This is a genomic window from Pseudomonas sp. F007, assembly GCF_057814275.1.
On the sequence record NZ_JBVATA010000003.1, the window covers coordinates 288359 to 310453 of the forward strand.

The 22095-nt window shown below is 62.1% G+C and carries 17 protein-coding genes and 1 pseudogene; 10 read left to right on the plus strand and 8 right to left on the minus strand.

The annotated features are described in order from the left end of the window. Positions 1 to 58: 58 nt before the first annotated feature. From phaC to ACZYR5_RS08825, 7 genes are all read right to left on the minus strand, one after another. The gene (phaC, locus tag ACZYR5_RS08795; RefSeq protein ID WP_489089265.1) at positions 59 to 1738 is read right to left on the minus strand and encodes a class II poly(R)-hydroxyalkanoic acid synthase; all 1680 of its coding nucleotides are present in this window, start codon (positions 1736 to 1738) and stop codon (positions 59 to 61) included. Between the two features lie 257 nt (positions 1739 to 1995). Then, complete coding sequence (locus ACZYR5_RS08800) at positions 1996 to 2367, minus strand: gamma-butyrobetaine hydroxylase family protein (protein WP_489089266.1); 372 nt, start codon at positions 2365 to 2367, stop codon at positions 1996 to 1998. 134 nt (positions 2368 to 2501) lie between these two features. After that, the gene (gene hslU, locus ACZYR5_RS08805; protein WP_489089267.1) at positions 2502 to 3839 is read right to left on the minus strand and encodes an ATP-dependent protease ATPase subunit HslU; all 1338 of its coding nucleotides are present in this window, start codon (positions 3837 to 3839) and stop codon (positions 2502 to 2504) included. A 52-nt stretch (positions 3840 to 3891) separates the two neighbouring features. Next, the gene (hslV, locus tag ACZYR5_RS08810; RefSeq protein ID WP_007975582.1) at positions 3892 to 4422 is read right to left on the minus strand and encodes an ATP-dependent protease subunit HslV; all 531 of its coding nucleotides are present in this window, start codon (positions 4420 to 4422) and stop codon (positions 3892 to 3894) included. Positions 4423 to 4661: 239 nt separating this feature from the next. Further along, entirely contained in the window at positions 4662 to 5360 is a 699-nt protein-coding gene (locus ACZYR5_RS08815) for an SPOR domain-containing protein (protein WP_027617418.1), read from the minus strand. A gap of 1 nt (position 5361) precedes the next feature. After that, positions 5362 to 7098 carry an arginine--tRNA ligase gene (gene argS / locus ACZYR5_RS08820; protein ID WP_489089268.1) on the minus strand — a complete coding sequence of 579 codons (1737 nt, stop codon included), beginning with the start codon at positions 7096 to 7098 and terminating at the stop codon, positions 5362 to 5364. 154 nt (positions 7099 to 7252) lie between these two features. After that, positions 7253 to 9472 carry a primosomal protein N' gene (locus ACZYR5_RS08825; protein WP_489089269.1) on the minus strand — a complete coding sequence of 740 codons (2220 nt, stop codon included), beginning with the start codon at positions 9470 to 9472 and terminating at the stop codon, positions 7253 to 7255. Between the two features lie 290 nt (positions 9473 to 9762). On the opposite strand from ACZYR5_RS08825, the gene rpmE reads away from it, so the two are divergent. Then, positions 9763 to 9981: a 50S ribosomal protein L31 gene (gene rpmE / locus ACZYR5_RS08830; RefSeq protein ID WP_027617421.1), complete on the plus strand. Its 219-nt coding sequence runs from the start codon at positions 9763 to 9765 to the stop codon at positions 9979 to 9981. Between the two features lie 441 nt (positions 9982 to 10422). Continuing rightward, positions 10423 to 11691, plus strand: coding sequence for a malic enzyme-like NAD(P)-binding protein (locus ACZYR5_RS08835; RefSeq protein ID WP_489089270.1), 1269 nt, complete (start codon positions 10423 to 10425; stop codon positions 11689 to 11691). Between the two features lie 142 nt (positions 11692 to 11833). Here ACZYR5_RS08835 and ACZYR5_RS08840 read toward each other — a convergent pair whose 3' ends face one another. Continuing rightward, positions 11834 to 14275 carry a penicillin-binding protein 1A gene (locus ACZYR5_RS08840; RefSeq protein ID WP_489089526.1) on the minus strand — a complete coding sequence of 814 codons (2442 nt, stop codon included), beginning with the start codon at positions 14273 to 14275 and terminating at the stop codon, positions 11834 to 11836. Between the two features lie 218 nt (positions 14276 to 14493). On the opposite strand from ACZYR5_RS08840, the gene pilM reads away from it, so the two are divergent. The 8 genes and pseudogenes from pilM to ACZYR5_RS08880 all read left to right on the plus strand — a co-directional run bounded on the left by pilM (position 14494) and on the right by ACZYR5_RS08880 (position 21942). Then, a complete protein-coding gene (pilM, locus tag ACZYR5_RS08845; RefSeq protein WP_489089271.1) occupies positions 14494 to 15522 on the plus strand; it encodes a type IV pilus assembly protein PilM in 1029 nt (342 codons plus the stop codon). Continuing rightward, entirely contained in the window at positions 15522 to 16091 is a 570-nt protein-coding gene (locus tag ACZYR5_RS08850) for a PilN domain-containing protein (protein ID WP_489089272.1), read from the plus strand. Before pilM ends, ACZYR5_RS08850 begins: the two co-directional genes overlap by 1 nt. Next, positions 16088 to 16699 (plus strand): type IV pilus inner membrane component PilO, encoded by a 612-nt coding sequence (locus ACZYR5_RS08855; protein WP_489089273.1) that lies wholly within the window; start codon positions 16088 to 16090, stop codon positions 16697 to 16699. The genes ACZYR5_RS08850 and ACZYR5_RS08855 overlap by 4 nt, the downstream gene beginning before the upstream one ends. 23 nt (positions 16700 to 16722) lie before the next feature. Continuing rightward, complete coding sequence (locus ACZYR5_RS08860; protein WP_489089274.1) at positions 16723 to 17223, plus strand: pilus assembly protein PilP; 501 nt, start codon at positions 16723 to 16725, stop codon at positions 17221 to 17223. Between the two features lie 121 nt (positions 17224 to 17344). Next, positions 17345 to 18568, plus strand: a pseudogene (locus ACZYR5_RS08865) (type IV pilus secretin PilQ); the annotation flags it as partial. Between the two features lie 4 nt (positions 18569 to 18572). Then, positions 18573 to 19091 carry a shikimate kinase AroK gene (aroK, locus tag ACZYR5_RS08870; protein ID WP_489089275.1) on the plus strand — a complete coding sequence of 173 codons (519 nt, stop codon included), beginning with the start codon at positions 18573 to 18575 and terminating at the stop codon, positions 19089 to 19091. A gap of 147 nt (positions 19092 to 19238) precedes the next feature. Next, the gene (aroB, locus tag ACZYR5_RS08875) at positions 19239 to 20339 is read left to right on the plus strand and encodes a 3-dehydroquinate synthase (RefSeq protein ID WP_489089276.1); all 1101 of its coding nucleotides are present in this window, start codon (positions 19239 to 19241) and stop codon (positions 20337 to 20339) included. 10 nt (positions 20340 to 20349) lie between these two features. Further along, positions 20350 to 21942, plus strand: a complete 1593-nt coding sequence (locus ACZYR5_RS08880; RefSeq protein WP_489089277.1) for an SPOR domain-containing protein — start codon at positions 20350 to 20352, stop codon at positions 21940 to 21942. Positions 21943 to 22095 lie beyond the last annotated feature (153 nt).

Genomic DNA, 22095 nt, shown 5'->3' on the forward strand with positions numbered 1-22095 from the left:
AGTTGGGGTCGAGCAGATTCCAGCTGCAAGCGTCTGGCTTGCAGCTGGAAGCTTGTCGCTAGCGTTCGTGTACGTACGTCCCCGGTGCGGCTTCACCCGCAGTGAAGGTCTTGTTGCCGAGGACGGCCGGAGCCTTTTTCAGCTTGCCCGCACGTTCGGCCTGCCAGGCCTGCCAGTGCAGCCACCAGGAGTCGGTGTGTTTGGTCGAGTTTTCCTGCCATTCATCGGCGCTCGCGGCTGATTCCGAGTTGGTCATGTAGCGCGACTTCGGATTGCCCGGCGGGTTCAGGATGCTCTGGATATGACCGCTGCTGGACAGCACGAACTCGACCTTGCCGCCAAACAGCTGGGACGACTTGTAGCAGGACTTCCACGGCGTGATGTGGTCGCTGGTGCCGGCCAGGGCGTAGACATCGGCGGTGACCTGCTTGAGGTCGATCGGCGTGCCGCACACTTCCAGTGCATTCGGGCGGATCAATGGGTTGCTCTTGAACATTTCGATCAGGTCGCCGTGGAACGCCGCCGGCAAGCGGGTGGTGTCGTTGTTCCAGAACAGGATGTCGAAGACCGGCGGCTCGTTGCCCAGCAGGTAGTTGTTGACCCAGTAGTTCCAGATCAGGTCGTTGGGGCGCATCCAGGCGAAGACCTTGGCCATGTCTTTGCCTTCCAGAACGCCGGCCTGATAGGAGTGGCGCTTGGCGCTTTCGAGGGTCTGCTCGTCGACGAACAGGGCCACCTGGGAGTCCAGGGTGGTGTCGAGCACGCTGACCAGCAGGGTCAACGAGTTGACCTTCTTCTCGCCGAGTGCGGCGTAGTGGCCCAGCAGGGCGGTGCAGGTGATGCCGCCGGAGCAGGCGCCGAGCATGTTGACGTCCTTGCTGCCGGTGATGGCACTGACCACATCGACTGCCTCCTTGAGCGCCTCGATGTAGGTCGACAGGCCCCACTCTCGCTGCGCCTTGGTCGGGTTGCGCCAACTGACGATGAAGGTCTGCACGTTGCTGCGCAGGCAGAAGCGCGCCAGGCTTTTTTCCGGGCTGAGGTCGAATACGTAGAACTTGTTGATCTGCGGCGGCACCACCAGCAGCGGACGCTCGTAGACCTGTTCGGTGATGGGGCGGTACTGGATGAGTTCCAGCACGTCGTTGCGAAACACTACCGCACCTTCGGTGGTGCCCAGGCTCTTGCCGACTTCGAAGGCGCCCATGTTGACCTGGCTCGGCATGCCGCCGTTATGGACCAGGTCCTTGGCCAGGTGCGAGAGGCCGTCGAGCAGGCTCTTGCCGCCGGTTTCGAAGAAGCGTTTGACCGCTGCGGGGTTGGCCGCGCTGTTGGTCGGGGCCATGGCTTCGGTCATCAGGTTGATCACGAAGTGACCGCGGCTGATGTCCTGCTCGGACAGGTTGCTGTCGCCGATCCAGTCGTGCAGCTCCTTGCGCCAGGCCAGGTAGGTTTGCAGGTAGCGTTTGTAGAGCGGGTTCTGGCTCCATGCCGGGTCGTTGAAGCGTCGGTCATCGCCTTCCGGTTGCAGGTCGGACTTGCCGAACATCACGTTCTTCAGCTCAAGGCCGAAGTGGGCAACGTGCTTGACGCTATGGATGGGTTGTTTGATGGCCTGTGTCAGCACCATGCGAGCAGAACCAAGCAGATCTTTTCGGCGCAAGCCGATGACAGGATTGAGCCCAAGAGTGTTTTCCGAGGCTTGGCTTTTCAGGTCATCGTTATTCTTGTTACTCATCTACGACGCTCCATTGTCCCGAGTCGAGTACCTGAGTCCGGCTGTGGAGTCACACAGCTCTTGCCAGGTGCGCGCTCGGGTGACCGTTAATTGCACATCGCTGAGTTTTCAGTTCAGGGAGCGCTGCACAGAACTTGCCAGCTCCATTGGTTACCCGAGTTTAATTTTTTTCGCAAGCAGGCCAATCAATGGCTCACGGGGGGAGCATTCAAGCAGATGAAATTAGAAAATGCGCTCTAAAGAGCGAGAGGCCCGGACTAGAGCATCAGCTTGACGACGGACTCGCTGGGGTCGCGGGATTTTCCGGCGGCCTTGAGCTCGTCCAGGTAGTCGGCCCAGAGCTCGTCCTGACGACGCGCCAATTGGTACAGATAGTCCCAGGTGAACAGGCCGCTGTCGTGGCCGTCATCGAAGGTCAATTTCAGTGCGTACTGGCCGGCCGGTTCGACCTTGCTCAGGCCGACGCCGATCTTGCCAAATTGCAGGATAGGTTTGCCGTGGCCCTGGACCTCGGCGGAGGGGGAGTGCACGCGCAGGAATTCTGCGGGCAGTTGATACGCCTCGCCGGACGCGTATTTCAGCGACAGGGTTTTCGAGGCTTTGTGCAGTTTGATGTCGGTGGGGATCATGGCCAAAGTTCCGCTGAGGATGGAACCCTGTAGGAGCGAGCTTGCTCGCGAAGAGGCCGCCACATTCAAGGTAGTTGTTGAATGTGATGCCGCCTTCGCGAGCAAGCTCGCTCCTACATAGGTTCTTGTTTGGCTTACAGGATATAACGGGACAGATCTTCGTTCTGCGCCAATTCGCCCAGGTGGCTGTTGACGTAGTCGGCGTCGATGCGGATCGGCTGGTCGCTGTGGGCGCTGGCCAGGTCGCCGGCGCTGAACGACACCTCTTCGAGCAGGCGCTCAAGCAGGGTGTGCAGGCGACGGGCACCGATATTCTCGGTCTTCTCGTTGACCTGCCAGGCGATCTCGGCCAGGCGTTTGATGCCGTCTGGCTGGAACTCGATACCCAGGCCTTCGGTTTTCAGCAGGGCAGCGTATTGCTCGGTCAGGGAGGCGTGTGGCTCGCTGAGGATGCGCTCGAAATCTTCCGGCGACAGCGCCTTCAGTTCGACACGAATCGGCAGGCGGCCTTGCAGCTCTGGCACCAGGTCGCTCGGCTTGCTCAGGTGGAACGCGCCGGAAGCGATGAACAGGATATGGTCGGTCTTGACCATGCCCAGCTTGGTGTTGACCGTGCAGCCTTCGATCAGCGGCAGCAGGTCGCGCTGCACGCCTTCGCGGGACACGTCGACGCCACCGGCATTGCCGCGCTTGGCAACCTTGTCGATTTCATCGATGAACACGATGCCGTGCTGCTCGACCGCTTCCAGGGCCTTGGCCTTCAACTCTTCATCGTTGACCAGGCGGCTGGCTTCTTCGTCACGTACCAGCTTCAGCGCTTCCTTGACCTTGAGCTTGCGGGCCTTCTTCTTGCCCTTGCCCATGTTGGCGAACAGGCTCTGCAGCTGGTTGGTCATTTCTTCCATGCCCGGCGGCGCGGAGATGTCGACGCCGGCCATTTCGGCGACTTCGATTTCAATCTCCTTGTCGTCCAACTGACCTTCACGCAGGCGCTTGCGGAACAGCTGGCGGGTGTTGGAGTCCTGGGTCGGCGCTTCGTCGTTGTTGAAACCCATGCGCGCCGGCGGCAGCAGCGCGTCGAGGATGCGCTCTTCGGCGGCGTCTTCGGCGCGATGGCGAACCTTGGTCATTTCCTGTTCGCGCAGCAACTTGATCGCGGCGTCGGCGAGGTCGCGGATGATCGACTCGACGTCACGGCCGACATAGCCGACTTCGGTGAACTTGGTCGCTTCGACCTTGATGAACGGCGCGTTGGCGAGCTTGGCCAGGCGACGGGCGATTTCGGTTTTACCGACACCGGTCGGGCCGATCATCAGGATGTTTTTCGGGGTGACTTCTACACGCAGTTCTTCGGGCAGTTGCATCCGGCGCCAGCGGTTGCGCAGGGCGATGGCGACGGCGCGCTTGGCGTCGTCCTGGCCGATGATGTGGCGATTGAGTTCGTGGACGATTTCACGGGGAGTCATGGACATAATAATTGGCGGACCTCAAGCAAGCAGCAGCCGTGGCGCAGGGCGCACGGGCTTACTCGGCGCAGTCCTGCTCCTCAATGGTCTGGGTGTGGTTGGTGAACACGCAAATGTCGCCGGCGATGCCCAGGGCGGTCTCGACGATTTCACGGGCCGACAGATCGGTTTTTTTCAGCAGGGCGCTGGCGGCGGCCTGGGCGTAGGCGCCACCGGAGCCCATGGCGATCAGGCCATCCTCGGGCTCAACCACATCGCCGTTGCCGGTGATGATCAGTGAGGCGTCTTTGTTGGCGACCGCGAGCATCGCTTCGAGGCGGCTCAGGGAGCGGTCGGTGCGCCATTCCTTGGCCAGTTCGACGGCGGCACGCACCAGATGGCCCTGGTGTTTTTCCAGCTGGCCTTCGAAGCGTTCAAAGAGGGTAAAGGCGTCGGCGGTGGCGCCAGCGAAACCGGCGATGACCTGGCCGTGGTACAGGCGACGAACTTTTTTCGCGTTGCCTTTCATCACGGTATTGCCCAGGGAAACCTGGCCGTCGCCGCCCATGACGACTTTGCCGTGGCGGCGAACTGAAACGATGGTGGTCAAGGGAAGAGTCTCCACGCAGCGGGGCGAAAATGCCTTATGCAGACTCATATGGGGGTGGTGTGGCGTTTTTCAACTGTAGGACGTGGCGCAGGACGGGCGGTCAAACACCCTCGCCCCCCTGTAGGAGCAGCCGGGCGGCGATCCGTCTGCTCGCGATGAGGCTATCAGCCACACCGCGCAGACTTCATCGCTGGCAAGCCAGCTCCCACAGGGATGTAAAACCCTGAGGAAGCCGCCAATCAGCGGCTCTGGCGTTGTTGTAACAACAGATTGCTGAAACCACTGCCGGCCAGTTGCTTCTGCGCCGTCGTCAGTTGTTCACGATTGCTGAACGGTCCAACCAGCACCCGGTACCAGGTTTCATCCTTGACCGTGCCCGACTCCACCGAAACCGATTGGCCGAGCAGGATGATCTGCGCCCGAACCTTGTCGGCATCGGCCTCCTTGCGGAACGAGCCGGCCTGCAGGAAGAACTTGGTCACCGGCGCGGCTTTCGCCACTGGAGGCGCCGGTGGAGGCGTCAGGCCGCTGAGGGCGGCCTGGGCGCGGGCAGTGTCGATTTTCGCCGCTTCTGCCGGTGTCACAGGCGCCACGGGGGCGGTCTGCGGGGTCGGCAGGGTTTTCTCGGGCACGGCGTCCGGCGGCACGATGACTTCCGATTCCGGCAGCAAGGTGTAGAAGTCGTACTTCGGTTTCACCGGTTGCTGCGGGCTCGGCGGGGTCTTGTTGGCCTCGGCCATGCGCGTGGCTTTCTGCTCTTCCTGCTTGACCCGCTTGACGTCGTCGCCCTTGCCGGGCTCCAGCTTCATCAGGAACACGATGAACGCGCCCACGGTGAGGCCGATGGCCATCCATAGCCAGCCCGGAATCGGCTGTTTTGCTGGAGCTTGGTAACGGCTGGCGCCACGCTTGGGTGCAGGTTTTTTCTTGGCAGCCAACTTACATACGCTCCAGGGTTTCCAGGCCCAACAGCTCCAGGCCTTGCTTGAGAGTGCGACCGGTCAGTGCGGCGAGGCGCAAGCGGCTCTGCATCTGCGCCGGGGTTTCGGCAGCGAGGATCGGGCAGTTCTCGTAGAAGCTCGAGAACAGGCCGGCAACGTCATACAGGTAGGCGCACAGAATGTGCGGCGTGCCTTTCTCGGCGACGTTGTTCAGCACTTCGGCGAATTGCGCCAGCTTGGCAGCCAGTTCCTGCTCGTGGGCGGCTTCGAGGACGATCTGCCCGTCGATTTCGCTGAAATCCTTGCCCAGCTTGCGGAATACGCCGGCCACGCGGGTGTAGGCGTACAGCAGGTACGGCGCGGTGTTGCCTTCGAAGTTGAGCATCAGGTCGAAGTTGAAGCTGTAGTCGCTGGTGCGGTGCTTGGACAGGTCGGCGTACTTCACCGCGCCAATGCCCACCACCTTGGCGATGTTGCGCAGGTCGGCTTCGGCCAGTTCCGGGTTCTTGTCCTTGACCAGGCTGTAGGCGCGTTCCTTGGCTTCGTTGAGCAGGTCGATCAGCTTGACGGTACCGCCATCACGGGTCTTGAACGGACGGCCATCGGCGCCGTTCATGGTGCCAAAGCCCATGTGCTCCATTTCCATCGGATGGGTCACGAAGCCGGCCTTGCGAGCCACGGCGAACACTTGCTGGAAGTGCAGGGCCTGGCGCTGGTCGACGAAATACAGGGCGCGGTCGGCCTTGAGCACGCCGCTGCGGTAGCGCACGGCCGCCAGGTCGGTGGTGGCGTACAGGTAGCCGCCGTCAGCCTTGACGATGATCACCGGCAGCGGCTCGCCGTCGGCGTTCTTGAATTCATCGAGGAACACGCATTGTGCGCCATTGCTCTCGACCAGCATGCCCTTGGCCTTGAGGTCGTTGACCACGTTGATCAGGTCGTCGTTGTAGGCGCTTTCGCCCATCACGTCGGCCATGGTCAGCTTGACGTTCAACTGCTCGTAGATTTTCTGGCAGTGCGACAGCGAGATGTCCTTGAACTTGGTCCACAGCGCCAGGCACTCGGCATCGCCGGCCTGCAGCTTGACCACCAGGCCGCGAGCGCGGTCGGCGAACTCGGCGGACTCGTCGAAACGCTGCTTGGCGGCGCGGTAGAAGTTCTCGAGGTCCGACAGCTCGTCGCTGGTGATCGGGTTCTCTTGCAGGTAGGCCATCAGCATGCCGAACTGGGTGCCCCAGTCGCCGACGTGGTTCTGCCGGATCACGGTGTCGCCAAGGAACTCGAGGACCCGCGCCACGCCGTCGCCGATGATGGTCGAGCGCAAGTGGCCGACGTGCATTTCCTTGGCCAGGTTCGGCGCCGACAGGTCGACCACGGTGCGCTGCACTGGGCCGGCCTTGCGTACACCGACGTGGGCGTCGGCCAGGGCGGCATCCAGGCGCGCTGCCAGGGCCTGGGTGTTCTGGAAGAAATTGAGAAAGCCCGGGCCGGCGATTTCGGCCTTGCTGACGTTTTCGTCGGCGGGCAACGCGGCGATGATTTTCTCCGCCAGGTCGCGCGGCTTCATGCCGGCCGGCTTGGCCAGCATCATGGCGATGTTGCTGGCGAAGTCGCCGTGGGTCTTGTCGCGGGCGTTCTCCACCTGAATCGCCGGCGTCAGGCCTTCAGGCAACACACCGTCGGTAACGAGTTGGGTGAGGGCTTGCTGGATCAACTGGCGAATGGTGTCTTTCATGGGCTTCTCTTTCAACCGCATAGCGGCGGCGCGTCAATGCGCGGGTGGAAAAACTTGGCATTATCCGTTGCCGGGGCAGGCTTGCCAACCTTAGCAGGCCGGTTATAGATGTGTGGTGACAATTGCCTGCCTTGACTGGCGAGCGTGACGCCGGTCAATACAAATCCACCGGATCGACATCCAGCGACCAGCGTACCGCCCGCCCGCTGGGCATTTGCTCGAGTACCAGCATCCAGGCATTGAGCAGTCGATGCAGCGGTGCGCGAGCGTTGGCTTGCACCAGCAGTTGTGCGCGGTAGCGCCCGGCGCGGCGTTCCATGGGCGCCGGCACCGGCCCGAGCAGATCGATGCCACCGAGGTTCTGCTCGGCGAGCAAGCGTTCCGCCTCGCTGCAGGCTTCGTCGAGGAAACCCTCGGCCTGCCCTGGCTTGTGCGCCTCGGCGCGCAGCAGGGCCAGGTGGGCGAAGGGCGGCAGGCCGGCGGCGCGACGCTCGCTCAGGGCTTGCTCGGCGAACGCGAAGTAGCCCTGTTCGGTCAGTTGCACCAGCAGCGGGTGGTCGGCGAGATGGGTCTGGATAATCACTTTGCCCGGCTCTTCGGCACGCCCGGCACGGCCGGCAACCTGCACGATCAATTGCGCCATGCGTTCGCTGGCGCGGAAGTCACCGGAGAACAGGCCGCCATCGGCATCGAGGATCGACACCAGGGTGACGCGCGGAAAGTGGTGGCCCTTGGCGAGCATTTGCGTGCCCACCAGGATGCACGGCTGGCCTTTGTGGATGGTGGCGAACAGCTGGTTCATCGCATCCTTGCGTGAGGTGCTGTCGCGATCGACCCGCAGTACCGGGTAATCCGGGAACAGAATGCCCAGGCGTTCCTCGGCGCGTTCGGTGCCGGCGCCGACCGGCCGCAGGTCGACTTTGCCGCACTTGGGGCAATGCCGCGGGACGCGCTCGACGTAACCGCAGTGATGGCAACGCAGTTCGCCCGAGCGCTGATGCACGGTCATGCGCGCGTCGCAGCGCTGGCATTCGGACATCCAGCCGCAATCGTGGCACAGCAGGGTCGGGGCGAATCCGCGGCGATTGAGGAACACCAGGACTTGCTGGCCGGCCGCGAGGGTCTGGCCGATGGCCTGTTGCATCGGCCCTGAAATACCGCTGTCGAGCGGGCGACTTTTGACGTCCAGGCGCAGGAAGCGCGGTTGCTTGGCGCCGCCGGCACGTTCATTCAGGCGCAGCAGGCCGTAACGTCCGGTGTAGGCGTTGTGCAGACTTTCCAGGGAGGGTGTCGCGGAGCCGAGGACAATCGGGATGTTTTCCTGGCGTGCGCGCACCAGTGCCAGGTCGCGGGCGTGGTAGCGCAGGCCTTCCTGCTGTTTATAGGAGCCGTCGTGCTCTTCGTCGATGATGATCAGCCCGGGGTTCTTCATCGGTGTGAACAGTGCCGAACGGGTGCCGATAATAATGTCGGCCTCGCCATCGCGGGCGGCGAGCCAGGCATCCAGGCGTTCACGGTCGTTGACCGCCGAGTGCAGCAGGGCGATTCGTGCATTGAAGCGTTGCTCGAAGCGCGCCAGGGTCTGCGGCCCGAGGTTGATTTCCGGGATCAGCACCAGCGCCTGCTTGCCGGCCTCCAGGGTCGCGCGGATCAGTTGCAGATAGACTTCGGTCTTGCCGCTGCCGGTGACCCCCGCCAGCAGGAACGCGTGAAAGCTGTCCATCCCGGCGCTGATCGCTTCATAGGCGGCGCGTTGTTCGCCATTGAGCGGCAGTTCCGGTTGGGCCAGCCAGTGTTCGTGGCGTCCGCCCGGGGCATGCTTGCGGATTTCGACCTGCACCAGCTCCTTGGCCAGCAGCAGGTCGAGGCTGTCCTTGCTCAGCATCAGCTTGCTCAACAGCGCATGGGCGACGCCATGGGGGTGCTGGGCCAGGGTCGCGAGGGCTTCGCGCTGACGCGGAGCGCGGGCAATCCGTGGGTCATCGAGCCTGGCGCCCGGCGCCGCGGACCAGAAGCGTTCCTGGCGGGCTTCGGCCAGTTCGCCCTGGCGCAGCAGGACCGGCAAGGCCCAGTTCAGGGTGTCACCGAGGCTGTGCTGGTAATACTGGGCGGTCCACAGGCACAGCTTGAACAATGAAGCCGGCAGCGGTGGCGTGGCGTCCAGCAGGGCCAGTGCCGGCTTGAGCTTGTCGGCGGGCACTTCGCTGTGGTCGCTGATCTCCACCAGGATCCCGATCATTTCCCGGCGCCCGAACGGCACTCGCAGGCGCATGCCCGGCTGCAGCTGCGCGCGCTTGATACCGGCCGGGGCCCGGTAATCGAACAGGCGGCGCAGGGGCGAGGGCAGGGCGAGGCGCAGAATGGCGTCGGGCACGCGGGAGAATCTCGTTAACGGGCATAGGAAGATGGCGCGCCCCCTGTAGGAGCGAGCCTGCTCGCGATAGCGTTGTGTCAGGCGACATATCGACTGACTGGTACACGGCTTTCGCGGGCAAGCCCGCTCCCACAAGGGTTCGGTCGCACCCATAGGGGGCGGAGCCTAGCAGACGACCGGTTTGAGGGACAGCTTGCGTGATCGTCAAGGTCTGGTAGAATCCGCGGCCTAATTACGTGCGGTATTCAACAATGGTGTTGAGTGGCGGCACGCTAGCTGAGGAAAACACCATGAAAGCTGATATCCATCCAGAATACCCAGTCATCGCTGTGACCTGCAGCTGTGGCAACAAGTTTGAAACTCGTTCGACTTTCGGCAAAGCTCTGCCAATCGACGTTTGCAACGAGTGCCACCCGTTCTACACCGGTAAGCAGAAGACTCTGGACACCGGCGGCCGTGTACAGCGCTTCGCAGACCGCTTCGGTGCGTTCGGTGCGAAAAAGGCCTAAGGCCGATCTACCGGGAAAACCTTCGTGGCTTTTCCCGGGTGATGAAAAAAGCGTCCCTTGTGGACGCTTTTTTTGTGCCTGCGATTTGTTGTGCCCGGGCCTTGCCTGCGGCAATCGCGAGGTAATTTGGCGCAGGTTCAAGGGTCCGGTTGTATTGCCGGTTGCACCCAATCTGCTGCAGCCCGCTGGATTGAACACTGCTGCAGGGCTGGAGAGGATGTCCGTTTCGTGCGGGTCGCTCGAACGCAAGCGCGCGATAAAAAATTGTAGACATTTTTTATGTTGATTGTGAACACTTGTAGGCCTTGTGTTCCGTGGCTCTTGGGCGAAAGTCGTAGGGCTGGGCGCTTGACAGGGGTGACCGGTCAGTCTTGTGGGGACTTTGCGAGGCGCGTATCCTCGCTGACCAGTCTGTCCAACAGTAAAAAGCGGAATGCCCCTATGTCTGATCTGAAAACTGCCGCTCTCGAATATCATGCTCAACCTCGTCCAGGTAAGCTGAGTGTCGAGCTCACCAAGGCCACCGCTACCGCCCGCGACCTGTCGCTGGCCTACAGCCCCGGCGTAGCCGAACCAGTGCGCGAAATTGCTCGCGATCCTGAGCTGGCCTACAAGTACACCGGTAAGGGCAACCTGGTTGCAGTGATTTCCGATGGCACCGCGATTCTTGGCCTGGGTAACCTCGGCCCACTGGCGTCCAAGCCGGTCATGGAAGGCAAGGGTGTACTGTTCAAGCGTTTCGCCGGCATCGACGTATTCGACATCGAAGTCGACTCCGAAAGCCCGCAAGCCTTTATCGACACGGTAAAGCGCATCTCCATCACCTTCGGTGGCATCAACCTGGAAGACATCAAGGCGCCTGAGTGCTTTGAGATCGAACGTGCTCTGATCGAGCAGTGCGACATTCCAGTGTTCCACGATGACCAGCACGGCACCGCGATCGTTACCGCGGCCGGCATGATCAATGCCCTGGAAATCGCTGGCAAGACCCTGCCAGAAGCCAAGATCGTCTGCCTGGGCGCTGGCGCTGCCGCTATCTCCTGCATGAAATTGCTGGTGAGCATGGGCGCGAACATCGAGAACATCTACATGGTTGACCGTACCGGTGTGATCCACTCCGGCCGTGACGACCTGAACCAGTACAAGGCAGTCTTCGCTCACGCGACCGACAAGCGTTCGCTGGCAGACGCACTGGAAGGCGCTGACGTGTTCGTCGGCCTGTCCGGTCCGAACCTGCTGAGCGCTGAAGGCCTGAAGTCCATGGCAGCCAACCCGATCGTGTTCGCCTGCTCGAACCCGGATCCGGAAATCTCCCCTGAGCTGGCGCACGCCACCCGTGATGACGTGATCATGGCCACTGGTCGTTCGGACTACCCGAACCAGGTGAACAACGTACTGGGCTTCCCATTCATCTTCCGTGGTGCCCTGGACGTTCGCGCCAAGCGCATCAACGAAGAAATGAAAGTGGCTGCGGCCAACGCCCTGCGTGAACTGGCCAAGCTGCCAGTGCCTCAGGAAGTGTGCGACGCCTACGGCGGTATCAAGCTGGAATTCGGTCGTGAGTACATCATTCCGAAGCCAATGGATGCCCGCCTGATCACCGTGATCTCCGATGCCGTGGCCAAGGCTGCGATCGAGACCGGCGTAGCGACCCTGCCGTATCCGAAGAACTACCCGCTGAAAAGCGTGGATGATGTGTTCAACGGCTAAGTCGTTGTAGCGCTTCAACAGAAAACCCCGGCTCTCGCGAGTCGGGGTTTTTTTATGGCTGAGGTTTTGTGGGGGGGCTGTGCCGGCGCTTTCGCGGGCAAGCCCGCTCCTACAGGAGGCGGGGCTTTTTGGCAGGGCCAGATCAGAACAGATCGATCGGCGCCACTTCATCCGCCGGCAGCGGGCTGCCTGGTGCCGTGCCGTTGCCCAGTTCGCTACCGTTGGGTGGCGTGTCTTCGGCCTTGAACAGTTCGAAGTAGGCGCCTGGAGTGCCTGGGGAGGCTGCACGGCCGCTGATCGGATCGACGCGCAGGCTGAGGATGCCCTCGGGTTCCGGCTGGGTGTGAGGCGGCTTGTCCTTGAGGGCGGCGCCCATGTAGCTCATCCAGATCGGCAGCGCGACGGTGCCGCCGAACTCGCGTCGGCCGAGGCTTTCCGGCTGGTCGAAGCCGGTCCAGACCGTGGTCACGTAATCGCCGTTGTAGCCCGAGAACCAGGCGTCCTTGGATTCGTTGGTGGTCCCGGTCTTGCCGGCGAGGTCGGTACGACCCAGCGCCAGGGCGCGGCGCCCGGTACCAAGCTTGATCACGTCCTGCAGCATGCTATTGAGAATGTAGGTGGTGCGGGCATCGACGATGCGCTCGGCCACCGCAGGTGCTTGCTCGGTGGTCGCGGTTGTGGCCGGTGCTTCACCAGGCGTCGGGTTGATGGTGAACGTCTCGCCAGTGGGTGCTGCGATGCCGCTGGTGGCGGTATCGCCCTTGGGCACGCTTGGCGGGTTGGCGACGAACAGCGTGTCGCCATTGCGGCTTTCGATCTTGTCGATGATGTACGGGCTGATCTTGTAGCCGCCGTTGGCGAAGGTGCTCCAGCCGGTGGCGATCTCCATCGGCGTCAGGGTCGCGGTGCCCAGCGCCAGTGACAGGTTGGGCGGCAGATCCTGCTTGTTGAAACCGAAGCGGCTGATGTAGTCGATGGTCTTGCCGACGCCCATGGCCTGCAGCAGGCGGATCGACACCAGGTTGCGCGACTTGTACAGCGCTTCGCGCAGACGGATCGGGCCGAGGAAGGTGTTGGTGTCGTTCTTCGGGCGCCAGACCTTGTCCAGGTACTCGTCGACAAACACGATCGGCGCGTCATTGACCAGGGTCGAGGCGGTGTAGCCGCTGTCCAGGGCCGCGCTATAGACGAACGGTTTGAAGCTGGAGCCCGGTTGGCGCTTGGCCTGCATGGCCCGGTTGTAGTTGCTTTGCTCGAAGGCGAAGCCGCCGACCAGGGCGCGAATGGCGCCGTTTTGCGGGTCCAGCGACACCAGGGCGCCTTGGGCCGCCGGAATCTGTTTGAACTTCAGGCTGTTGTCGGCCTGGCGCTGTACCCGGATCAGGTCGCCGACCTGCGCCACATCCGACGGCTGGCGTGGGTTCGGGCCCATGCTGTTGGTGTTCAGGAAGGGGCGTGCCCACTTCATGCTGTCCCAGGCCACGTGCTCGGTTCCGCTGCGGGTCAGGACCTGCAGGCCGTTCTTGTCGACTTCGCTGACAATGGCCGGCTCAAGGCCGCTGATGGTCCGTTGCTTGGTCAGTTCTGTGGCCCAGGCATCCGGGGTCTTGCCGGGCAGGCGCGATTCCGGGCCGCGGTAGCCGTGCCGTTGGTCGTAGGTGATCAGGCCTTCGTGGACGGCGGTGTTGGCCATTTCCTGCAGGTTGCTCGGCACCGTGGTGGTGACGCGGAAACCTTCGGTGTAGGCATCGGCGCCGTAGCGGCCGACCATCTCGGCGCGGGCCATTTCGGCAATGTACGGTGCGTTCACTTCCGGGGTTGGCACGTGGTAGCTGGCATTCAGCGGTTCGTTGATCGCCGCCTGATACGCCGCTTCGTCGATTTTCCCGAGTTTGTACATGCGGCCCAGGATCCAGTCGCGACGCTCTTTGCTGCGCGCCGGGTTGGCCAGCGGGTTGAAGCGCGAAGGAGCCTTGGGCAGGCCGGCGATCATCGCCATCTGCGCCAGGCTGACGTCGCGGATCGATTTGCCGTAGTACACCTGCGCCGCCGCCTCGATGCCATAGGCGCGGTTACCCAGGTAGATCTTGTTCACGTACAGCTCGAGGATCTCGTCCTTGCTCAGCTGCCGTTCGATTTGCAGGGCCAGCAGAATCTCGGTGGTCTTGCGCGAAAAGCTGCGCTCGCTGGTCAGGAAGAAGTTCTTCGCCACCTGCATGGTGATGGTGCTGCCGCCGGACTGGATGTGTCCGCTCTTGACCAGTTGGGTCGCAGCACGCATCAGGCTGCTCGGATCGACGCCATAGTGATTGAGGAAGTTGTCGTCTTCAGCACTTAGTAACGCATTGATGAAATTGGGCGGAATGTCGGCGAAACGGATCGGATTTCGGCGCATTTCGCCAAATTCTGCGATCAACTTGTCGTCGCTGCTGTAGACCCGCAACGGAATCTGCAACTGGATACTTCTGAGCGCCTCCACCGACGGCAGACCCGGACTAAGGTAGAGAAACGCCCCGCTCAGACCCAGAAGCAGTCCGCAGAAAATGGCGACGATGGACCACCCGAAAAATTTCAGCAGACGAATCAAGGCTTTTGGATATCCAGGGCAAAGAATGAATTAGGCGTCAGGGCATTCAGGGTAAACAAGGTTCGACCTGCGCTTGAAGAAAGCGGAGAAAAACGCTGGGCATTATAAGCATTTTTCCGCAGGCAGCGCAGTTGGCCGCTGTGTCGAGGCGCTGGCATTGGACGCCAGTCACCATCAAGAGTTCGTAACTCACGGAAAGTCATAGGGAATTGCCAATGCCGGGAGTCTTCAGCAAAAAACACCGAATGTTATTGGGTATCGATATCGGCGCATCCGCGGTCAAGCTGGTCGAGCTGGCTCGTTCAGGCCCCCGGTATCAGGTCGAGGCCTACGCAATAGAGCCTTTGCCGGCGAATGCAGTGGTCGAGAACGCTATCCTCGAGCCCGAAGCCGTCGGGCACGCTGTGGCGCGATTGTTGGTCAAGGCCCGTGCCCGTTCCCGGCAGGCTGCCGTGGCAGTTTCCGGATCGGCGGTCATTACCAAGACCCTGGAAATGCCGGCGGATTTGTCGGTCGATGAGCTGGAGACCCGGCTACGAGTCGACGCTGATCAATACATTCCCTATCCCCTGGATGACATGGCTCTCGATTTTCAGGTGCTGGGTGCGGCTCCTGGAAATCCTCGGCACGTCAGTGTGCTGTTGGCGGCCTGCCGCCGGGAAAGTGTCGAGCGGCTGGAGGCGGTGCTCGACCTGGCTGGGTTGGTGCCTGCAGTCGTGGATGTCGAGGCCCATGCCTGGCAGCGGGCCGTCGCCTTGCTGCCGGATCTGCATCGGTGCTGCGTGGCGGTGATTGATGTCGGTGCCAGCGTTATCACCCTGAATGTGCTGCGCGATGGCCTGATCGTCTACAGCCGCGAGCATCTGTTCGCCCCTCAACAACTGCCCACCGATCTTCAGCCGTGCTACGTCCAGGGTGCGCCAATGGTCGCGCTGGATGAATGGGTGCCAAGCGTCCCTGGCCAGCCTTTTTGTGAGGTTTTGGTGCAGCAGGTTTCCCGCTCGCTGCAGTTGTATGCCGATACGGGGCAGCATCCCGCAATCGAACATGCGCTGCTGGCGGGAGTGGGCGCCTTGATCAACGGCCTGGAGCCGATGCTCGAACAATACCTGGGCATCCCGACACGGTTGGCCAACCCCTTTGTCGACATGAGCCTGGCCCGGCAGGTCGACGCGGCGGCGCTGGCTGGCGATGCGTCCGTCTTGATGATCGCTTGCGGCCTGGCGCTGAGGAGTTTCGACTGATGGCCCGGATCAATTTATTGCCGTGGCGTGAGGCCCGGCGCGAGGTGCGCCGCCGGCGATTTCTGCTGGTGTTGGGCGCCACGGTTTTGCTGGCGGTTGGGCTGGTGATCCTGGGTGATCGCTACATCGACCGCCTCATCGAGCGGCAATCCAGCCGCAATGTTTTTCTCGGCAAACAGACCGTTGCACTCGATGAGCGGATTCAGCAGATCAACGATCTGCAAGTCCGGCGCGAGCAATTGAGCGAGCGGATGCACATCATCCAGGGCTTGCAGGGGCAGCGTCCGGTCAGGCCGAGAGTCTTCGAGCAACTGGCCCGGGCGATGCCGGAGGATGTGTATTTCACCGACCTGCAATGGCGTGACCGAACGCTGTCCATCAGTGGCGTCGCCGCGTCCAACCACCGGGTTTCCGAACTGCTGCGCAATCTCGCCGCCGACGAAGTGTTCGCCGCCCCGAGCCTGACTGACGTGAAGGCCGCCGGTGGCGGTCGTCCAGAAGACTCGACCAGCCTGTTCCGCCTGACCGTTCGTCACGGCGACAGGCTGCCAGCGGAGGGCAGGCCATGAGTACCTTGCTCAATGCCTGCAAGATTGATTTCAGGCGTCTGGACATTCACGACATGGCTCAGTGGCCGAGTCTGGCGAAGGGTTTGCTCTGCGCAATTCTACTGGTGGCGGTGCTGGTGATGGGGTACGGCCTGCATTTGCGTGAACGGCTGGGGCAGTTGGAACACTTGCGCGCCGCTGAGTCAGAGCTCAAGCAGCAATTCGCTGACAAGGCCGGTCAAGCGGCCCATCTAACGCTCTACCGCGAACAGATGCAGGGTATGCAGCGCGCGCTCGATGAGTTGTTGCGGTTGTTGCCCAGGGATGCCGAGGTGCCCGGGTTACTGGAAGACATCAGTCGTACGGGCCTGGGCAGCGGCCTGGTGTTCGAGGAAATCAAGCTGCTACCCGAGGTCAGTGGGTCGTTCTACCTCGAGCTGCCGATCCAGATCACCGTGCTCGGCACCTACCATGGCCTGGCGGCGTTCGTCAGTGCAGTGTCGGCGCTGCCAAGGATTGTCACGCTGCATGACCTCAGCCTGGCGCCGGTCAACCAGGCGGGTGGATCTGTGCTGCGCATGAGCCTGCTGGCCCAAACCTATCGCTACCACGAAGGGCAGCAGCCTTGAGGGCGCTGGTGAGGGCGATGTCCATGGGTGCGCTCGTCGGGCTCGGTGGCTGCAGCGGGAGCGATACGTTCGTCGATCTTCAGGCCTTTATGGATGAGGTGCGCCAACAACCGCCCGCCCATATCGCACCAGTCCCGCCCTTCGAGCCGGATCCACCGTTTGCCTATGTCGCCACCTCATTGCGCAGCCCGTTTTCGCCTTCGCCCAGGGTTGAGCGCTCGACTGAGGAAGCGGGGCGACGAGGCGTCAGGCCAGACTCGCAGCGAGACAAGCAGTACCTCGAAGGCTTCGACATCGAGCAGTTCGTGATGGTCGGCAGCATGGCCAATGCCTCGGGCACGTCTGCGCTGCTGCGCGGGGCAGGCGGCGTCCACCGATTGCAGGTGGGGGACTACCTGGGGCGCAGCGACGGTCGCATCGTGTCCATCAACGAAACCCGGGTCGAACTGCTGGAAATCGTCGCCGACGGCGAAGACGCCTGGCGCGAGCAGTTGCGAACCCTCTCCTTGAATCTGCGCTCATAGTGGAAGTTGGATCATGAAAAGGATTTTCTCTCTCCCCGGTCTCACGCTGGGGATCGCATTGCTGTCGTCTTTGGTGCAGGCGGCCAGTCACTCGGTGCCGGAAACCATCAATCAGTCTGAATACCGTGGCGACAGGCTTTCGCTGAATTTCCAGGACATCGAGGTGCGCTCGGTGCTGCAACTCATCGCGGACTTCACTCAGCTCAACCTGGTGGCCAGTGATGCGGTACAGGGGCGTATCACCCTGCGCCTGCAGGACGTGCCCTGGGATCAGGCGCTGGATCTGGTGCTCAAGACCAGGGGGCTGGACAAGCGCCAGGTCGGCAATGTGCTGTTGGTCGCTCCCGCGGAGGACATTGCCAACCGCGAACGCCAGGAGCTTGAGTCGCAACAGCGTATCGCCGAGCTGGCACCGCTGCGCCGAGAGCTACTGCAGGTCAATTACGCCCGGGCGGCGGACATCGCCCAGCTGTTTCAGTCGGTCACCAACGGCAAGCCTGTCGAACGGGGGTCGCTGACCGTGGATGAGCGCACCAATCAACTGATTGCCTATCAGCCCCAGGAGCGTCTGGACGAGTTACGGCAAATCGTCACGCAACTGGATATCCCGGTGCGCCAGGTGATGATCGAGGCGCGTATCGTCGAGGTGAATGTCGATTACGACAAAAGCCTGGGCGTGCGCTGGGGTGGCGCGTTCGGCAGGGGCAATTGGAGCGCCTCGGGAGTCGGTGGCCCGGGCGATGCCGGCAGTGCGCCGTTCGTCGACATGGGCGTGATAGGTGCTACTTCGGGCATTGGTGTCGGTTACATCAGCGACAACCTGCTGCTGGATCTGGAGCTGACAGCCATGGAAAAAACCGGCAACGGCGAAATCATCTCGCAGCCCAAGGTGCTCACGTCCGACAAGGAAATCGCGAAAATCCTCAAGGGCACCGAGATTCCCTATCAGCAGGCTGGGGCCAATGGCGCGACTTCGGTGTCCTTCAAGGAGGCTTCGCTGTCGTTGGAGGTGACGCCACAGATCACTCCGGACAATCGCATCATCATGCTGGTCAAGGTGACCAAGGACGAGCCCGATTACCTGAACAAGGTGCAGGAAGTGCCGCCCATCAGGAAAAATGAAGTCAACGCCAAGGTGCTGGTGATCGATGGGGAAACCATCGTTATTGGTGGGGTTTTCTCAAATACTCAAAGCAAGGTGGTAGATAAGGTGCCATTTCTCGGTGATGTGCCGTATCTTGGCCGCCTTTTCCGGCGTGACGTGGTGTCGGAGAAAAAATCCGAGCTACTGGTATTTCTCACTCCGCGTATCATGAATAACCAGGCGATTGCTGTGAGTCATTGATTCTGTGCGAAATTTGATTCTTGTTGGGCCGATGGGTGCTGGTAAAAGCACCATCGGTCGCTTGCTGGCCAAAGAGCTGCGTCTGCCGTTCAAGGATTCCGATAAGGAAATTGAACTGCGCACCGGCGCCAATATCCCGTGGATCTTCGACAAGGAAGGCGAGCCCGGCTTTCGTGACCGCGAGCAGGCGATGATCGCCGAGCTCTGTGGGCTCGATGGCGTGGTGCTGGCGACCGGTGGCGGCGCCGTGATGCGTGAAGCCAACCGGCGCGCGCTGCACGCCGGCGGACGGGTGGTGTATTTGCATGCTTCGGTCGAGCAGCAGGTCGGGCGCACGGCGCGTGATCGCAATCGTCCGTTGCTGCGCACCGCCGACCCGGCGAAAACCCTGCGCGACTTGCTGACCCTGCGCGACCCGCTTTATCGGGAAATTGCCGATCTGGTGGTGGAAACCGATGAGCGGCCGCCGCGAATGGTGGTGCTGGATATCCTGGAGCGCTTGCAGCAACTGCCTCCCCGTTAATGCGCTGGGCGAAATGCGCTATCCTCGGCGTCGCGTCATGATGGCCACGAGTGTGGCGCAGGCGCAGCGGGCAGCGTCATACAGGCAGACGTTACCCGTCGATAACGCCAGGCGGGACGCCTGATTCCAACTTTTCTGTGGGGACACATGCAGACACTTAAGGTCGATCTGGGCGAGCGTAGCTACCCGATTCATATTGGTGCAGGGTTGCTGGATCAGCCCGAGTTGCTGGCGCCGCATATCAATGGGCGGCAAGTGGCAATCATCTCCAACGAGACGGTTGCGCCGCTGTATCTGGAGCGTCTGACCCGCAGTCTTGCGGCATTCTCGGTGATTTCCGTGGTATTGCCCGACGGCGAAGCCTACAAGACCTGGGAAACCCTGCAACGCATCTTCGATGGCCTGCTGACCGCGCGTCATGACCGCCGCACCACCGTGATTGCCCTCGGCGGCGGGGTGATTGGCGACATGGCCGGCTTCGCCGCAGCCTGTTACCAGCGTGGCGTCGATTTCATCCAGGTCCCGACCACCCTGTTGTCGCAAGTCGACTCTTCGGTTGGCGGCAAGACCGGTATCAACCATCCGCTGGGCAAGAACATGGTCGGCGCCTTCTATCAGCCCAACGTGGTGCTGATCGATACCGCGACCCTCAACACGCTGCCGGCCCGCGAACTCTCCGCCGGGCTGGCCGAAGTAATCAAATACGGGCTGATCTGCGATGAGCCTTTCCTGACCTGGCTCGAAGAGAACGTCGATCGCCTGCGGGCGCTGGACCAGGATGCCCTGACCTACGCCATCGAGCGCTCCTGCGCGGCCAAGGCGGCGGTGGTCGGTGCCGACGAGCGTGAGTCCGGGGTGCGGGCCACGCTGAACCTGGGCCACACCTTCGGGCACGCCATCGAAACTCACATGGGCTATGGTGTCTGGCTACACGGTGAAGCGGTCGCTGCTGGCACGGTAATGGCGCTGGACATGTCGGCGCGCCTCGGCTGGATTACCACAGCAGAGCGTGATCGCGGCATCGCCCTGTTCCAGCGCGCCGGGTTGCCGGTCATTCCTCCCGAGGAGATGACCGAGGCCGATTTTCTCGAACATATGGCAATTGACAAGAAAGTAATCGACGGACGTTTGCGCCTGGTGTTGTTGCGCCGCATGGGCGAAGCAGTCGTTACCGACGATTATCCGAAAGAGATTTTACAGGCAACGCTGGGCGCGGATTACCGCGCCTTGGCTCAGCTGAAAGGTTAATAAGATCCCGATGACCAGTTTGCATGCCGACGAGGCGTTCCTAGGCCACTTCCAGCTGAACCATGACCCATTCGCTCCACGGGTGCCTGGCTTCAAGTTTTTCCCCGCCCAGCGCAAGCCTGTTCTGGGGCAACTGCACCATCTGGCGCGCTACAGCCAGTTGCTGCTGGTAGTGACCGGGCCCCTGGGCAGCGGCAAGACGCTGTTGCGCCAGGCGCTGGTGGCCAGCACCAACAAACAAACGGTGCAGAGTGTGGTGGTGTCGGCCCGTGGTGCCGGTGATGCGGCGGGCGTGCTGCGCCAGATCGCGCAGGCGCTGGACGTCGGCGCTGAAGTCGGTGCGATCCTCAAGCAGGTGGTGCAGCTTGCGCTGACCGGCCAGGAAGTCTATCTGCTGGTGGATGACGCCGAGCAGCTCGACGAATCGGCCCTGGAAGTCCTGCTGGCGCTGGCGGCCGGCGCGCCGGAAGGGCGTCCGCATGTGTTCCTGTTTGGCGAGCCTTCGCTGATCGCCGGCCTGGACCAGCTGAGCACCGAGGAAGAGCGCTTCCACGTCATCGAGCTGCAGCCCTACACCGAAGAAGAAACCCGTGAATATCTGGGCCAGCGTCTCGAAGGCGCGGGCCGCGGAATCGAACTTTTCACGGCAAATCAGATCTCTGAGATTCACGAAAGCTCCGAGGGCTGGCCTGGAAACATCAATCAGGTGGCCCGCGATGCGATGATCGAAGCCATGATCGCCAGCCGTTCCGCGGTGAAGCGTCCAAGTATGGGGTTCAACATGCCGAAGAAACACGTATTGGCGATATCCGCCGTGGTCGTGGTTGCGGTGGCTGCCGCCTGGCTGTTGCCGGGTCGCAGCAAGACACCAACCACCGGTGCGCCGGCTAACGAGCAGGCGCAACTGCCACTCGGCCAGGGTGCCAATGGCGCTGCGCCGTCGGTCGAATTTGCCGGCAACACCCAGCCGATGCCGCTGCCGTTGGTCGGGCAGTCGCAGCCGGTCATGCGCGGTCCGCTGGCCGAAGAAGCCGGTGGTATCACCGAGGGTGACGATGGCGTTCCAGTGCCTGGTTCGAGCTCGGTGCCGCCGACCGTGACCACCATCGCCCCGCCTGCCGGCGTAGCCGCCGGTCCGGCACCTACCCCTGCGGCCAAGCCAGTACCGGCGCCGACTCAAGTCGCCGTGGCCAAGCCTGCACCTGCGCCTGCGCCAGTGGCCAAGCCAGCCCCGGCCCCGGTGGTCAAGCCTGCGCCCGTGACCAAGCCTGTCGAGAAACCGGCCACTGTCGCCAAAGCGACACCTGCTGCAGCCGGTGGCACCTGGTACGCCGGTCAAAAGCCTGGCAACTACGTGGTGCAGATTCTCGGCACCAGCTCCGAAGCGTCTGCACAGAGCTTCGTCAAGGAGCAGGGCGGCGAGTACCGTTATTTCAAGAAAGTCCTGAACGGCAAGCCGCTTTACGTCATCACCTACGGCAACTTCGCCAGTCGCGATGCGGCCGTTTCTGCCATCAAGGCCTTGCCAGCGAAGGTTCAGGCTGGTAAACCTTGGCCTCGCTCTGTCGCCAGCGTCCAACAGGAACTGGCAACAGCTCGCTGAAGATTCGGCGGCCTTACCCAGGCCGCCTCTCCCGGCACCTCAAAATTTCTACAAGGCATGCTGCCCTGGAGGCCGCGTGCCTTGTGGTGTCTGCGTCACAGTAGTCTTTGAGTCGTGCGGTCAAAATTGAAAAAAGTTTTGACTAGCACAGTA